Source organism: Nocardia amikacinitolerans (genome assembly GCF_900215415.1).
GTDB classification, from domain to species: Bacteria; Actinomycetota; Actinomycetes; order Mycobacteriales; family Mycobacteriaceae; genus Nocardia; species Nocardia amikacinitolerans.
Window position 1 is genome coordinate 293,179 of the sequence record NZ_OBEG01000008.1, and the last position, 15,530, is coordinate 308,708.

Annotated in this window: 14 protein-coding genes; 3 read left to right on the plus strand and 11 right to left on the minus strand. The window is 69.1% G+C overall.

Annotated elements, in window-relative coordinates; genetic code table 11:
* Window positions 1-16 precede the first annotated feature (16 nt).
* Window positions 17-1,240 (minus strand): aminotransferase family protein, encoded by a 1,224-nt coding sequence (locus CRP45_RS30670; protein ID WP_097248108.1) that lies wholly within the window; start codon window positions 1,238-1,240, stop codon window positions 17-19.
* 73 nt (window positions 1,241-1,313) lie between these two features.
* Window positions 1,314-1,952, minus strand: a complete 639-nt coding sequence (locus CRP45_RS30675; RefSeq protein ID WP_097248150.1) for a Pr6Pr family membrane protein — start codon at window positions 1,950-1,952, stop codon at window positions 1,314-1,316.
* A gap of 139 nt (window positions 1,953-2,091) precedes the next feature.
* Here CRP45_RS30675 and hrpA point away from each other — a divergent pair, with 139 nt between their 5' ends.
* On the plus strand, window positions 2,092-6,156 hold the full coding sequence (gene hrpA / locus CRP45_RS30680; RefSeq protein ID WP_097248109.1) for an ATP-dependent RNA helicase HrpA: 4,065 nt from the start codon (window positions 2,092-2,094) through the stop codon (window positions 6,154-6,156).
* A gap of 86 nt (window positions 6,157-6,242) precedes the next feature.
* On the opposite strand, the gene nrdR is transcribed toward hrpA, so the two are convergent.
* From nrdR to CRP45_RS30695, 3 genes are all read right to left on the minus strand, one after another.
* A complete protein-coding gene (gene nrdR / locus CRP45_RS30685; protein ID WP_067779472.1) occupies window positions 6,243-6,713 on the minus strand; it encodes a transcriptional regulator NrdR in 471 nt (156 codons plus the stop codon).
* A gap of 120 nt (window positions 6,714-6,833) precedes the next feature.
* Window positions 6,834-8,081: a hypothetical protein gene (locus CRP45_RS30690; protein WP_097248110.1), complete on the minus strand. Its 1,248-nt coding sequence runs from the start codon at window positions 8,079-8,081 to the stop codon at window positions 6,834-6,836.
* Window positions 8,082-8,156: 75 nt separating this feature from the next.
* Window positions 8,157-9,026: an NmrA family NAD(P)-binding protein gene (locus CRP45_RS30695; protein ID WP_245910602.1), complete on the minus strand. Its 870-nt coding sequence runs from the start codon at window positions 9,024-9,026 to the stop codon at window positions 8,157-8,159.
* A 98-nt stretch (window positions 9,027-9,124) separates the two neighbouring features.
* On the opposite strand from CRP45_RS30695, the gene CRP45_RS30700 reads away from it, so the two are divergent.
* On the plus strand, window positions 9,125-9,865 hold the full coding sequence (locus CRP45_RS30700; RefSeq protein WP_097248112.1) for a TetR/AcrR family transcriptional regulator: 741 nt from the start codon (window positions 9,125-9,127) through the stop codon (window positions 9,863-9,865).
* 66 nt (window positions 9,866-9,931) lie between these two features.
* Here CRP45_RS30700 and CRP45_RS30705 read toward each other — a convergent pair whose 3' ends face one another.
* The gene (locus tag CRP45_RS30705) at window positions 9,932-10,378 is read right to left on the minus strand and encodes a hypothetical protein (RefSeq protein WP_097248113.1); all 447 of its coding nucleotides are present in this window, start codon (window positions 10,376-10,378) and stop codon (window positions 9,932-9,934) included.
* Window positions 10,379-10,640: 262 nt separating this feature from the next.
* Between CRP45_RS30705 and lexA the strand changes: the two genes are divergently transcribed.
* Complete coding sequence (lexA, locus tag CRP45_RS30710) at window positions 10,641-11,318, plus strand: transcriptional repressor LexA (protein ID WP_097248151.1); 678 nt, start codon at window positions 10,641-10,643, stop codon at window positions 11,316-11,318.
* Between the two features lie 2 nt (window positions 11,319-11,320).
* Here the strand turns inward: lexA and CRP45_RS34090 are convergent, their stop codons facing one another.
* The 5 genes from CRP45_RS34090 to CRP45_RS30735 all read right to left on the minus strand — a co-directional run.
* On the minus strand, window positions 11,321-11,689 hold the full coding sequence (locus tag CRP45_RS34090; protein ID WP_179831062.1) for a helix-turn-helix domain-containing protein: 369 nt from the start codon (window positions 11,687-11,689) through the stop codon (window positions 11,321-11,323).
* A 196-nt stretch (window positions 11,690-11,885) separates the two neighbouring features.
* Window positions 11,886-12,767, minus strand: coding sequence for an SDR family oxidoreductase (locus tag CRP45_RS30720; protein WP_097248115.1), 882 nt, complete (start codon window positions 12,765-12,767; stop codon window positions 11,886-11,888).
* A 43-nt stretch (window positions 12,768-12,810) separates the two neighbouring features.
* Window positions 12,811-13,617: a class I SAM-dependent methyltransferase gene (locus CRP45_RS30725; protein ID WP_097248116.1), complete on the minus strand. Its 807-nt coding sequence runs from the start codon at window positions 13,615-13,617 to the stop codon at window positions 12,811-12,813.
* Between the two features lie 131 nt (window positions 13,618-13,748).
* A complete protein-coding gene (locus CRP45_RS30730; RefSeq protein WP_218841205.1) occupies window positions 13,749-14,882 on the minus strand; it encodes an Mrp/NBP35 family ATP-binding protein in 1,134 nt (377 codons plus the stop codon).
* A gap of 27 nt (window positions 14,883-14,909) precedes the next feature.
* On the minus strand, window positions 14,910-15,530 hold a 621-nt coding region (locus tag CRP45_RS30735; protein WP_483869976.1), incomplete at its 5' end, for a ferredoxin--NADP reductase domain-containing protein.

The following is a 15,530-nucleotide window of genomic DNA, read 5'->3' on the forward strand; positions in this document are numbered from 1 at the left end:
CTGGCGCTGTGAGCCGTCAGCCGAGCGCGCGGGTGAACGCGGCGGCCAAGTCGTCGACTTGAGCGTCGGTCATTACGAAGGGTGGCGATACCTGCATCGCGCCCTGACCGGCAGCCCGGCTCGAAACACCCTGGGCGCGTAGCTCTTTGACGAAGGCAGGCGCTTCGGAGGGGTCCGCCAGCTGCACCGCGGCCACCGCGCCGAGCCCGCTGCGCACCTCCGCCACGCGCGGATGCTCGGCCAGCGGCGCGAGCTTCTCGTGCAAGGTCCGTTCCAGCCGGGCGGCCTCGGCGAGCAGGTTCTCGCGTTCGAGGATGTCGAGGTTGACCAGCGCCGCGACCGCCGAGGCGGCGTGCCCGCCGTAGGTGTATCCGTGCCGCCACCACACGCCGCCGCCGAAGAACGGCTCGGCCAGTTCCGGCGCGACGAACACCGCGCCCATCGGCAGGTAGCCGCTGGTGAGCCCCTTTGCGGTGGTCATGAGGTCGGGCCGCAGGTCGAAGCGGCTCGAGGCGAACCAGCTGCCGCCGATGCGCCCGAATCCGGTGACGACCTCGTCGGCGACGAACAGGATCTCGTACTCGTCGCAGATGTGGCGCACCTCGCCCAGGTAGCCCTCCGGCGGCAGGTAAACCCCGCCCGCGCCGATGATCGGCTCGCAGAAGAAGGCGGCGATGTGTTCGGCGCCGACCTCCTCGATCAGCGCGAGCAACGCCTTGGCGTCGTCCCACGCGACGGTGCGCGCGTCGGGCATGAGTTCGCCGTACCCCTCGCGGTTGAGCGGCAGCCCCGCCAAAGCCGTTCCGGCGACGTGCATTCCGTGATACGCGCGTTCCCTGCCCACCACGATCGTCTTCTCCGGCCTGCCCACCTGGTGCCAGTAGCGCCTTGCCAGTTTGGCGGCGGTGTCGATCGCGTCCGATCCGCCGGAGGTGAAGAAGATCTTGCTGCCGGGCACCGGCGCGATCGCCGCGAGCCGCTCGGCCAGTTCCCTGGTGGGCGGTTCGGCCAAGTCGCCGAAGTTCGAGTAGTGCGCGATCTCGCGCAGCTGGGCGGCGACCGCGTCGGCGATCTCGGCGCGACCGTGCCCGACGTTGGCGAACCACAGTCCGGCGGTGGCGTCGAGATACCTGGCGCCCGACTGGTCGTAGACGTAGGCGCCCTCGCCGCGCGCGATCACGAACGCGCCGTCCCGTTCGACGGCGCCCATATCGGCGAATCCATGCCACAACGCGCTCATGCCTTCGCCTCGCTGGCGCTCGGCTCCGGCATGCGCGAAGCGCGCTGGCACATGATTCGCTCACTACGTTCGCTCATGTCACCACCTCGCCTGGTTCGCGCCGGCGCAGGGCGAGCCCGCCGAGGGCGGCGACGGCGACCGCCAGCAGCGCGAACACCCCGGTCAAGATGATCATTCCGATGATCAGGGAGACATACCCCTGGCCGCGGGGATCCAGGAACGGATACGGATACCAGTCCAGGACGTGCCCTCGTGTGAGGCTGTAGACGCCGTACGCCGCGGGATAGATCAACCAGCCTCCGATGAGCCTGCCGGTGATGCCCAGGCGCACCGGCATCAGAATCCAATCCAGGACCAGCACGATCGGCAGGATGCGGTGCAGGATGTCGTTGATCCACTGGTCGGTGAGCATGACATCGATATTCGCCAGCAGCACGGCGTAGACCACGCCGGTGATCAGCAGATAGAGCGTCGCGGCACCGCGGAGCACCTGCCAGCGGCGCGACGTCGGATCCCGCAGGCCGCCGATCAGCAGCACGATCACGCCGAGAATGTTCGACTGGATGGTGAAGTAGCTGAAGTAGTTCGCGGGCGAGAAGGTATCCGTATCCAGATCGCGCAGCGGGATCCAGGCCAGCGCCACGATGCCGAGTACACCGAAGGCAACGCGAAGTCCTCTGACTACCCACGAGGTGCCCGAGCCCGCGTCCATCGGCCGATCTTCGCACACCTCGGCACCGGCGACCCGCCGATTCGGCACCCTCGGCATACGTTCGGCTATCGGCGAGGACGTCCGCGGCGGCCCGGCAGCGGCGGGCGGTGACGCCCCGCCCGGTACGCTGGACGACGCAATGACCAGGACAGCTGATACCGGAACCCGCGAGCTCCGCACCCGCCTGGCGAATCTCTCCCTCCGCGACGAGTACCGGCTGCGGCGTCGGCTGGACCGGGCGCGCGGCACCGACCTCGAGGAGATCGCCGCCGACATCACCGCCGCCGAACTGCGCGTCGAGGCACGCCGGGCCGCGGTGCCACGGATTCGCTACCCCGAACAGCTGCCCGTGACCGCCCGTCGCGCCGACATCGCCGAGGCCATCGCGGCCAACCAGGTGGTGATCGTCGCGGGCGAGACCGGCTCCGGCAAGACGACGCAGATCCCGAAGATCTGCCTGGAGCTGGGCCGCGGCATCCGCGGCGCGATCGGGCACACCCAGCCGCGCAGGCTGGCCGCGCGCACCGTCGCCGAACGCATCGCCGAGGAACTGGACACCGAGCTCGGCGACGTCATCGGCTACACGGTGCGGTTCACCGATCAGGCCTCCGAGCGCACCCTGGTCAAGCTGATGACCGACGGCATCCTGCTCGCCGAGATCCAGCGCGACCGCCTGCTGCGCCGCTACGACACGATCATCATCGACGAGGCGCACGAGCGCAGCCTCAACATCGATTTCCTGCTCGGCTACCTGAAGCAGCTGCTGCCGCGCCGCCCCGACCTGAAGGTGATCATCACCTCGGCGACCATCGATCCAGAGCTGTTCGCCAAGCATTTCGCCGACGAGAAGGGCACGCCCGCACCGATTGTCGAGGTGTCGGGCCGGTCCTACCCAGTCGAGATCCGGTACCGGCCGCTGAGCCTGGAACTCCCCGCCGCCGACGAGGACGACGAGGACACCCGCGTGGTGGACCGCGACCCCGTCGACGCGATCGGCGACGCGGTGCGCGAGCTGTTCGCCGAGGGCGACGGCGACGTGCTGGTGTTCCTCTCCGGCGAACGCGAGATCCGCGACACCGCCGACGCGCTGCGCGACCTGAAGCTGCCGCGCACCGAGATCCTGCCGCTGTACGCGCGACTCTCCACCGCCGAGCAGCACCGCGTCTTCGCGCCGCACACCGGCCGCCGCGTGGTGCTGGCCACCAATGTCGCGGAGACCTCGCTGACCGTGCCCGGCATCCGCTACGTGGTCGACCCCGGCACCGCGCGCATCTCCCGCTACTCGATGCGCACCAAGGTGCAGCGGCTGCCGATCGAAGAGGTCTCGCAGGCCTCGGCCCGCCAGCGGTCCGGGCGCTGCGGCCGCGTCGCGGACGGCATCGCCATCCGGCTGTACTCCGAGGACGATTTCGAATCCCGGCCCGCGTTCACCGAACCGGAGATCCTGCGCACCAACCTGGCCGCCGTCATCCTCCAGATGACCGCGCTCGGACTCGGCGACATCGAGAACTTCCCGTTCGTGGAGGCGCCGGACAAGCGCGCGATTCGCGACGGCATCGCGCTGCTGGAGGAACTGGGCGCGCTGGCCCGCGGCGCGGCGGGTCCCGATGCCGCGTTGGCGCTCACGCCGGTCGGTCGCGAGATGGCGCAGCTGCCGGTCGATCCGCGCATGGCGCGAATGCTGGTGCAGGCCAACGGCAACGGGTGCTTGGCCGAGGTGTTGATCATCGTCGCGGCGCTGTCGATCCAGGACGTCCGCGAGCGGCCCGCCGAGTTCCAGCAGGCCGCCGACACCAAGCACGCGCGCTTCGTCGTCGAAGGCTCCGACTTCCTCGCCTATCTGCGGCTCTGGGACTATCTCACCGAGCAGCGCAAATCGCTGTCGTCCAATCAGTTCCGGCGGATGTGCCGCGAGGAGTTCCTGCACTACCTGCGGATCAGGGAGTGGCAGGACCTACACGGGCAGCTACGCACCATCACCAAGGGACTGGGTTGGTCCACTGACGGACGCGGCTCGAAAACCGTCCCCACAACGGAATCCGTGCCGACGGACCGCACGACGGACGAGTCCGCCGGAACGGATCGCAAGCGGCGCGGAGGCCGTGGCACGCCGAAGACCTCGGAGGTCGCACTCGAAAACGACGGCCTCCCTTGGGATTCCACTGCGATCCACCAATCGCTGCTGGCGGGCATGCTCTCCCACATCGGCGTGCGCGAGGCGGAGAGCCGGGAATTCCTCGGTGCGCGCGGCGCCAAGTTCATGATCTTCCCGGGCTCGTCGCTTGCGAAGAAGCCACCGCGCTGGGTGATGGCCGCCGAGCTGGTCGAGACGTCGCGACTGTTCGGCCGCATGGCGGCCAGGGTGGAACCCGAATGGGCCGAGCGGCTGGCTGGCGACCTGGTGAAGCGCACGTACTCCGAGCCGCACTGGTCGTCCAAGCGCGGCTCCGCGCGCGCCTACGAGCGGGTCACGCTGTACGGGGTGCCGCTGGTGACGAGCCGACCGGTGGACTACGGCCGCATCGATCCCGAGGTATCCCGCGAGCTGTTCCTGCGGCACGCGCTGGTGCAGGGCGAGTGGCAGACCAAACACGAGTTCTTCCATCGCAACCGGGAACTGCTCGACGACGTGGCCGATCTCGAGCACCGGGCCCGCCGCCGCGACATCCTGGTCGACGACGAGGTGCTGTTCGAGTTCTACGACAAGCGCGTCCCCGCGGACGTGGTCTCGGCGCGGCATTTCGACAGCTGGTGGCGCACCGCGAAGCGGAAAGACCCCGCGCTGCTGGACTTCTCGAAGTCGACGGTGGTCAACGAGAACGTGGCGGCGCTGGATCCGACGGACTTCCCGGACGCGTGGCGCCAGGGCGAGCTGAGCTTCCCGCTGACCTACCAGTTCGAGCCGGGCCAGGAGGACGACGGCGTCACCGTGCGCATTCCGGTCGAGCAGCTGGCGCACGTGCGCGCCGTCGGCTTCGACTGGCTGGTGCCGGGCATGCGCGAGGAATTGGCCGCGGCGCTGATCAAGACACTGCCGAAGTCGTTGCGGCGCAGCGTGGTTCCGGCACCGGACTTCGCCGCCGCCGCGCTCGCCGCGCTCACCCCGCGCGCCGAACCGCTGCGCACCGGCCTGGCCAGGGAGCTGTCCCGGCTCGGATCGGTGACGATCACCCCGAACGACCTCGATCCCGCCGCGCTGCCCGACCACCTGCGCATGACCTTCGCCGCGGTCGACACCCGGGGCCGGGTACTGGCCAAGGGCAAGAGCCTGACCGCGCTGAAGACCCAACTCGCCGAACAGGTCTCGGCCTCCGTGGCGCGCGCGACCGCGGGCGCCGAACGAGCCGCGGCCACCGTGTGGACCTCGGAGTCCCTCGGCACCGTCGAGCCGACGGTGCGGCGCGAGGTCGCCGGGCAGACCGTGACCGGATATCCCGCGCTGGTCCCCGAGGGCGAGGGCGTCGCCGTGCGGGTGCTCAGCTCCCCCGCCGAACAGGCCGCCGCCATGCGCGCGGGCACCCGCGCCTTGGTGCTGCACGCGATCCCGACCTCGGTGCGCACCGTCACCGCCGGGCTGCGCCCCACGGATCGTCTTGCGCTGAGCCAGAATCCGTACGGTTCGCTGGAAGCGCTGGTCGAGGACTGCCGTGCCGCGGCCGCCGACGAACTGATCGCGGGCGCGGGCGGCCCGGTACACAGCCCGGACCGATTCGAGGCCCTCGTCGCCGCGATCCGTCCCAAGCTCGCCACAGAAGTCGCCCGCATCGTCCGCGCGGTGGTGCCGGTGCTGGCCGAGGCGCACCGGGTGTCCTCGGCGCTGGCAGGCACCGCCGAGCGCGATATCGCCGACGACGTCCGCCACCAGCTCGACGATCTGGTCTTCCCCGGCTTCGTCTCCGAATGGGGCAGCGCGCGCCTGCGGGACCTCCCCCGCTACCTGCGCGCCGCGCTGGTCCGTCTGGAATCGCTTCCCGGTTCCGCCGTGCGCGACCGGCAGGGCATGGCCGAGCTCGACCGCGTCCTCGCCGCGTACGACCGCTTGCTCGCCGCACTGCCCGAGGGACGCAAGCAGGCACCCGATGTCACCGAGATCTGGTGGATGATCGAGGAATTCCGGGTCAGCCTGTTCGCCCAGAAGCTCGGCACGCCGTATCCGGTGTCGGCCAAGCGGATCGAGAAAGCGATCGCCGCGATTCGTCGTTAGCGGGCAGTGCGGACGATCGCAGCCTTCTCCGAGCGACAGCGAGCCCGCCGGATCACGTTGTCCGGCGGGCTCGGAGTCGGAGCGGATCAGTCGGCGGCGACGCCCGCCGCGGCACGCGCCTCGCGCATCTCCCGGATCTCGCGCTCGAAGTCCTCGGCGGAAGTGAAGGACCGGTAGACCGACGCGAAGCGTAGATACGCGACCTCGTCGAGATCGCGCAGCGGGCCGAGGATCGCCAAGCCGACCTCGTGGCTGGGCACCTCGGGCGAACCCGTCGCGCGCACGGCGTCCTCCACCTGCTGGGCCAGCAGGTTCAGGGCATCGTCGTCGACCTCGCGACCTTGGCAGGCGCGCCGCACGCCGCGGATGACCTTCTCCCGGCTGAACGGTTCGGTGACGCCACTGCGCTTGACCACGGACAGGATGGCGGTCTCGACCGTGGTGAAACGCCGCCCACAATTCGGGCAGGAACGTCGACGGCGGATGGCCGCGCCTTCCTCGGCCTCGCGCGAGTCGACCACCCGCGAGTCAGGGTGTCGGCAGTACGGGCAATGCATCCGAGAGATCCTTCGTCGATGTACCCGGCACAAGGTATACCCCTATTGACACGCGGTATACCTCCATAGCTCTTCGAGGATACCCGTGCCGGTACCGGGAGTTTCGCCCGGCGGGCCGCATCACTCGACGAGTTGCCACCGGGCGGTCAGGTCGGCGAGCAGTTCGGGCAGGCGCGGCACGAGCCGCCCTCGGGCGAGTTTGTGCCAGAACGACTCGCCGAGCACGGCTGCGGCGAGCACGGCGTCGGACTCCATGTCGATGTGGCGCGGCACCAGGTCGCCCATGATGTAGGTCCAGCGGTCCTCCCGGTCGGCCCAATTGAAGGCGGGCAGCGCGGTGCGCAGCGCGACCGGCCTGCCGCCGAGATCGGCGCGCACGGTGGCCGGGGCGAAGACGCCGGGCGCGCGCACGCCCGGCACCGCGGGCTTGCCCGCGATGGTGCTGACGTAGGTGAGCACGCGACCGATGCCGTCGCGCCCCGCGGAGGTGACGTCCCACTGGTCGGCGATGACGCGGTTCTGCTCCCGGTCGGTCATGCGGATCAGCGCGTCGATGTAGCCGTCGCGGGTGCCCGTCGTGATCGACTGCCAGGCGGTCCGGATGTCGGCGTCGATGATTCCGGCGGCGTACATCTCATCGATTCCCGGCATGCCGTGCGCGACGAAGGCTTCGTGCATCGGAACGAGATCGGTGAAGATGTGCTTCTGCATGATCATCAGCCGGGTCTGATACCAGGCGACGTCCTCGGCGGACAACCGCGTGCCCTCGGTGGCGAGCAGCCGGATGTCGGCGGGCAGTTCGCCGACCAGTTCCTCGGGGGTTCCGCGCAGCAGGTCGGCGACCGCGTTGCCGAGTTGATGGATGCCAGGCACGTCGAGAACGACGCCGACATCGCTCATGTCGAAGAAGCCGGAGGCGAACGAGCCGCCGGCGATCCCGGCGAGACCCGCCCAGTAGAACTCCGGATGCGCTGTGGTCAGCCGCAGATAGTTGACGTACACCTGGTTGAACGTGCGCTCGTTGGCGCGCACGCCGCGGCTGGGGTCCCACCCGGCCAGATCGATCGCGGCGTTGCCGGTCGCCACCACGAGCCAGTACTGATGCAGCAGTGTCGCATAGCGTTCCGGTGCGATGCCGTCGGCGCGCGCCTGGTCCAGCGCCGCGCGCAACGTCGGTTCGTCCAGTGGCAGTGCGGGATTCAGTCCGCCACCGTACTCACCGTCGCCGTTGACCGACGGAAGATCCAGATAGCCGTGGTAGGCGGGGTCGGCGTGCGCGGCGGGAATCGCGCCGAGCCCCAACAGAAGACAGAAGAAGAGCCCGGCGAAAGCCCGGACCGCGCGGCCCGCTGTGTGTCGCTGCGTCATTGCAAGTGGTCCCGAAATCGTTCGAGGCAGGTGTTGCCTGGGTCACGTTTTCAGCACAGTAACAACGCGTTCTAGTTATGGATCGAGATTTTCGGCCACGCTGGACGATTCGCGCAGCACCGCGTCCACGCCACTCGGTCGACGGCCGATCAGTTCGGCCAGCGTGGGGTCGACGGCAGCGAATTCCCCCGCGCGACTGGCGGCGAAGACGCCCAGCAGCTGCGCTGCCGCATCGGCGGGGACTCCCCCGCCCATCAAGTGCTCACGAAAACGCTCGTCGGACACCGTGACCCTGGTGATGGCGCGACCGACGACCTCGGTGGCGACATCGGCGACATCGGCGAAGGTGAGGGCCTGAGACGCGGTCAGCGGCGGCGTGGGGCCGTCGAAGCAGCCTTCGTCGGCCAGGATGGCGGCGGCCGCCTCGGCGAGGTCGGCGTGGGTGGTCCAGCTGACCGGCCCGTCCTCGGGAAGCTCGACCCGGCCGGATTGCAAGGCATTGCCGAGGAACCGCACCGCGCTGGCGGCGTAGAAGCCATTGCGCAACGAGGTGAACGGCACCCCGGCGGCGCGCAGTGCGTCTTCGGTGGCGGCATGGTCGCGGCAGGGCTGGAATTTCGACGAGGCGCTCGCACCCATGTGACTGGTGTAGAGGATGCGGCGGGCACCCGCCGCGACGGCTCCGTCGATCGCGGCACGGTGCTGCCGCACGGCCTCGTCCCCCATCTTGTCGACAGAAACGATGAGCACTTGGGAGGCGCCCTCGAAGGCGTCGGCAAGGCCTGCCGCGTCGGTGAAGTCACCTTGCCGCACACGCACCCCCTGGTCGGCGAACGATTGCGCCTTCCGCGGGTCACGAACGCTGACGCCGATTCGGTCGGCCGACATCCGGGTCAACAGGCTCTCCACTATTCGACGGCCGAGCTGTCCAGTGGCTCCGGTCACGATGATCACGATGTGCTCCAGTCCTTGTTATCAATGGAATCATTGTGATGGTATCACTGATATTAACGATGGAACCACGTAGGCTGTAGCATTGATACGTGCCAGCACACGCAGACAGCGGACCCGGAGCTACCGACTCGGACCCCGCGGACAAAGGTCATGGGGAGCCCCGGCAGCGGGTCATCGAGGCCGCCGCCGATCTGCTCGCGCGCGAGGGCCGTGATGCCGTCACCACGCGTGCGGTCGCGGTCGCGGCAGGCATGCAGCCGCCGGCCATCTATCGACTGTTCGGCGACAAGGACGGGTTGCTGGACGCGGTCGCCGAGTACGGCTTCGCCAAATTCCTCGCAGGCAAGTTCGTAGATCCCGACCCGCGGGACCTGCTCGCCGATCTGAGGGACGGCTGGGATCTGGCCGTCGAGTTCGGCCTGAACAATCCCGCGCTGTACACGCTGATGTACAGCGAGCCGACAAGGGCTGACTCGCCTGCGTTCCAGGCGGGCATGGAGATTCTGATGGGCCGCATCCGACGCCTCGCCGCGGGCGGTTGGCTGCGCGTAGACGAGGAACTCGCGGCCATGATCATCCACGCAACGGCGCGCGGCGCGGTGCTCACCTGGCTGTCGCTGCCGCCGGACCGACGCAACCCGGCCCTGCTGACAACCCTTCGGGAGTCCATGGTCGCCGCGGTGACCACCGAGGAGCCTGCGGTGCGCGACGCGGGGCCGGCCGGCGCCGCCCGCGCCTTGCGAGCCGCGCTGCCGGAACAAACCAGCCTCAGCAGCGCGGAGCAACATCTACTGAAGGAGTGGCTGGACCGACTCTCCGACGAGGGATGAGGCCCCGCCGAGGCAACACGGCGTCCGCCACGACCTCTCAGCGGATCAGCGGGCGGATTCGCAGGATCAGCGCGGGAAGTCGCCGTAGTGCGACTGCTGTCCGATCTCCGCGGGAATCGAAGTCGAGTGGGCGGGTTCCTCGAAAGTGCCCGCCCGCCAATGGGCGAGGCCGAACAGCGCAACGACCACGAGCGCGCTCAGCAGGGCCGCGACCGCCAGCACCGCGAAGCCCAGCTGCGCCTGCTCCACGGTCGGGACCGGGTGCGAGCCGCGAGGGCGCCGGGCGGCGGGCGTGTGCACGGGACCGCGCCGATACAGCTCCACGGTCCCGCCCGGCCTGCTCGCGCGCGGGCGACGATCCGCCACCGCGCGACCCGGCCCGTCCAGCGCGCGCAGTCCGCCTCGATGCGCGCGCCGCACCCTCGGTACGGAGTCGAAACCCAGATCGTCGTGCGGAGCCTCGGAGGCCGGAGCGGTTTCGCCGGCGCGGATTTCGCGGATCGCTGTGTTCATCGGACAAACCTCCGTGTAGATGCAGGCGGGATGGCTCGAAGGGAGTCGCTTTCGATCACATGTTCGAAGAACTGATGTTCGATTTCTACCACGCGACGGCGCCGAAGTCAGCACGAAACGCCCGACATGCGTCGAACAGATGTTTGAAACCTGGGCGTCACCGGACTAAATTCGAAAAGCGACATCAACGACAGGAAGGGCGGTTGCGGTGAGCCACACAGACGACACGGGCGACGAGAGCGGAGTCGGCGGCGACCCGTCGCTGACCGGGGCAGATCTCACCGTGCGTCAGCGCAAGGTGCTGGAGGTCATCCGGACCTCGGTGAGCGAGCGCGGCTACCCGCCGAGCATCCGCGAGATCGGCGACGCGGTCGGACTGACCTCCACCTCGTCGGTCGCCCACCAACTTCGGGCCCTGGAACGTAAGGGCTATTTACGCCGCGACCCCAACCGCCCCCGCGCGGTCGACGTCCGCGGCCTCGACGAGGCGGTGCGCGCGGTGACCAGCCTGCCCGGCGCCGCGATCGAGGACGCCGAGGCCGCCGCGATCGATCCGAGCCGTCCGACCCCGACCTTCGTCCCGGTGCTCGGCCGGATCGCCGCCGGTGGGCCGATCCTCGCCGAGCAGGCGGTGGAGGACGTGTTCCCGCTGCCGCGTGAATTGGTCGGCGACGGTTCGCTGTTCCTGCTGAAGGTCGTCGGCCAGTCGATGGTCGACGCCGCCATCTGCGACGGCGACTGGGTGGTCGTTCGCCAGCAGAACGTCGCCGACAACGGCGACATCGTGGCCGCGATGATCGAGGGCGAGGCCACGGTGAAGACCTTCAAGCGCAGCGGCAAGGACGTCTGGCTGATGCCGCACAACCCGCTGTTCGAGCCGATTCCGGGTAACGACGCCCGCATCCTCGGCAAGGTCGTGACGGTCATCCGCAAGATCTGAGATCAGCCGGAATGCCCGCCGCGGGAACGGAATTGCTGCGGCGGGCATCCGTTCCAACGCCGGAAGGCGCGGATGAACGAGGCGGATTCGGAGTAGCCGAGCCTGCTGGCGACCTGCTCGGTGGTCAGGCGCGTGTGACCGAGCAACTGTTCGGACCGCGCCCTGCGGACCTCGTCCACCAGCGCGCGAAACGACGTCCCCTCCGCGTTGAGCCGACGGGAGAGCGTGCGGGAACTGAGAAACAACGCCGCCGCGACCCGCGGCAGGTCGGGGATCGCGGCCGGGTCCCGGACCAGCTCGTCGCGCACCGCGCCCACGATGCCTGAGCGAATCCCCTTGCCCGGCAGTCGATCACGGCGTCGGACGGACACGCTTCCCGATAGTTTCGAAACGGACATCTCCGCGAACCCCCATCGACCTTTCTGAACGCATCCGCGCGGGTCCGCGAAAACTACCAATTCCCTGCCACTTCGGTGGTGAAACGGTTGAATTCCCTTCTGGGAGAACCGAGAAAGCCCACGCGGCAGCGGATGCGGAGTCGAGACGCGGCGGTGGCCCGAGGCGACGCTAGCCCTCGCCGAGCGCCTGCGTCCGGGCGCTGAGCGAACGACCGAGCTCGGCCACCTCATCGTCCATTTCCGGCAACCAGTCCTTGGTGGTCTTGCCGCTCGAGCGCTCGACGAGCCGCAGTTGCAGCAGCGGCCGCAGCCAGCGGAGCATGCCGACCCACACGGGAACGTTGATTCGCCTGGCGCGCCGCGCGATGCCCCGCTCGAACCTGGCGGCGCACTGCTGCACCGAGGTCGTCTTGCGGAACGGGCCGGGCAGCGCGGCGAGCCCGCGCGACATCGCGGGCAGGTCGGCGAAGCTCTCCCGCACCAGCGGGGTATCGATCCACGACATGTGCGCGCACCCGACATCGACTCCGCGATGCGCGACCTCGAGCCGCAGCGCGTTCGCGAAATGCTCGACCCCGGCTTTGGCGGCGTCGTAGGCCGCCATCCCCGGCATCGCCACGTAGGCCGCGAGGGAGGAGACGATCAGCACGTACCCGCGCCGCTCGACGACCGAGGGCAAGGCGGCGCGGACGGTGTGGAAGCAACCGACGAGGTTGACCTCGATCACCCGCCGGAATGCGGCGGGGTCTACGGCAAGGACCGATCCGTAGCTGGCGATGCCCGCGTTGGCGACCAGGATGTCGATGCCGCCGAACCGCTCGATTCCTTTCGCGACCGCGGCCTCCAGCGCGGCGAGGTCGCGGACGTCGGCGGGGACCGCTAAGACACGTTCGTCGCCGCCCAATTCCGCCGCGAGTTCTCGCAGCGGTGGCGGATCGACATCGACGAGGATCAGGCGCGCGCCGCGCGCGTGCAGTCGCCGGGCGACCTCCGCACCGATGCCGCGGGCGCCGCCGGTGACGAGTACGACCTTGCCGGTGAAGGCGGTCATGGTTTCACAGCGTAAACCCCTCCGACACGCTTCGGAACACGATTCAGGCGGTGCGCACGTGCGCGATCGCGGGCGGGATGTCGCGTAAGACCGGCAGCAGCTCGAACAGGGGCAGCGTGGCGGGGAGCGGACCGTGCGACGGGCTGTACGACGAGACCGTCACCTCGGTGACCTTCGGACTCCACGAGCGCACCAGATCCGCGATGTCGCTGCGCCGGACGCCCCACGGCATCGGCGGCGCCTCGTAGTGCGGGGTCTTGTGGAAGCCGCGCAGAGTCTTGCGGGAGAACCAGGGCGGGATGGTGTCGAACATCAACTCCACGCCGGGGAATCGGTCCAGGATCGCGGAGCACAGCCGCCGCACCTGCTCCGGCTCGAAGTACATGAAAAGCCCTTGCGCCGTGACGAATACGCCGTGCGACGGGTCCACCTGGTCCAGCCAGGCGGTGTCCAGCGCGCTCACGGGCAGATGCCTGCACCGTTCGCTCGGCGGCAGGAAGCGTTCGCGCACCGCGATCGCGTCCGGCACGTCGACGCACAGCCACCGCACCTGCCCGTCGTCACAGCGCTGGAATTGCGTCTCGAGTCCGGCCGCGAGCTCCACCACCGTGCCGCCGGGGTGCGCCTCCAGCCAGGGCCGCAGCACCGCGTCGAACATCTTCGACCGCACCGCGTGCGTGCCGTCCGGCTTGCCGAAGGCCCGCTCGTAGTCGAAGGCGATCGCGTCGTAGATCCGCTCGCAGTCGGGGTCGCGCAGGATCGCGTCGGGCCGTTTGGACTCGCTGGCTCGATTGTGCAGGGTCCAGAGCATGGTCAGGGGGATCCCGTCGAGTTCGACGTCGGCGCCCATGGGTTCGTCCTCCCACTCGGTCGGCCGGAGTCACCCGCACCTCGGCCGCATTAGTGAAATCGATGTTCAACAAGAACTAAGGACAACCTAACTCGGCGCAGCCGTTACCGCAACGACTTCCGGCTACGAGGTCATTTCACGGCGACCGCCAGCGAGCGACCCGCCAAGCCGCGGGGGCGTACGGTAAGCCGCTGTGCCACAGCGCGGAGCGCGCTCGCGGCCGTGGAGCTGGGCTCCGCGACAACGATCGGTGCACCCCGATCCCCCGCCGCGCCCACGTCGGGATGGAACGGGATCCGCCCCAGCAGCGGACACTCGGAGCCGAGCAGGGCTGTCAACCGATCGCTGACCGCGCGGCCACCGCCCGCACCGAACAGTGCCTGACGGCCACCCGCGGGATCTTCGTACCAGGACATGTTCTCGACGACACCGACCACCCGCTGCCCCGTCTCCGCCGCGACGGCACCGGCTCGCGCGGCGATGCCCGCCGCCGTCGGCTGCGGCGTGGTCACGATCAACAGTTCGGCATCGGGCAGCAGTTGCGCCAGCGAGATCGCGATGTCACCGGTGCCGGGCGGCAGGTCGACGAGCAGCACGTCCAGATCCCCCCAGAACACCTGCGCGAGGAACTGCCGCAGCGCGCGGTGCAGCATCGGCCCGCGCCACACCACCGGCTTGTCGGCATCGAGGAACATGCCGATCGAGATGACCCGGACGCCGCGGGCCGTCGGCGGCATGATCATCCGATCGACCTGAGTCGGAACGCCGGTGACGCCGAGCATCCCGGGAATCGAATGGCCATGGATGTCGGCGTCCAGCACACCGACCGCGAGCCCGCGCGCGGCCATGGCCGCGGCGAGATTGACCGTGACCGTGGACTTTCCCACGCCACCCTTGCCGGAGGCCACGCAGTAGACGCGGGTCCGGGAGTGGGGCTGGGCGAACGGTACGACATCGTCCTGTGCGTCGCCGCGCAACTGGGAACGCAACACAGCCCGCTGCTCGTCGGACATCACGCCGAACTCGACGCTCACCTCCGCGACGCCAGGAACGTCGAGCACGGCCGCACGGACGTCGCGGTCGATCGTGGTCCGCATCGGGCAGGCGGCCACGGTGAGCAGCACCCGGACGGCGATCCGGTTGCCGGGACGCACGTCGATGGCGTCGATCATGTTCAATTCGGTGATGGGACGGTGGATCTCGGGATCCTGGACCAGCGCGAGCGCCTGTGCGATTCGTTCCTTCGATACCAACGGTTCGGTCATTGTGGTTGCCTTTCGATTCGGCATGTGTTAGCCGAGACTCACGCGGAGCATGTCCTCGCGCTCGACGACCTTGACGCGCTCGCGGCCCTCGGGCTCGCCGAGCGCGCGCTCGTAGCTGTCGAGCCGGTACCAGCCCTCCCACGTGGTGTACGGCACGTCCTTCGATCGCAAGAAACCGAGCACCGAGGCGGGATCGGGATGTGTTGCCCCATCGAATGTTTCGCGATCAGCGAGCAGGCAGGCGATGGTCTCGTTGGCGTCGCCCTTGGTGTGGCCGATCAGGCCGACAGGGCCTCGTTTGATCCAACCGGTGACGTAGGTGGCGGGCATGTAGCGCGCCGGGCCGTCGGCGTTCTCGTCGGCGATGACGCGGCCCGCCTCGTTGGGCACGGTGCCCGCCTGGTCGTCGAACGGCAGCTGGTTGATGTTCTGCGACAGGTAACCGACGGCGCGGTAGACCGCCTGCACGTCCCAGTCCTTGAACACACCGGTGCCCTTGACGTTGCCGGTGCCGTCGAGCTGGGTGCGCTCGGTGCGCAGACCGACGACCTTGCCGTTCTCGTCGCCGAGCACCTCGGCCGGGGACTCGAAGAAGTGCAGGAACAGCTTGTGCGGGCGGTTGCCCTGGTCGCGGATGGCCCACTGCTC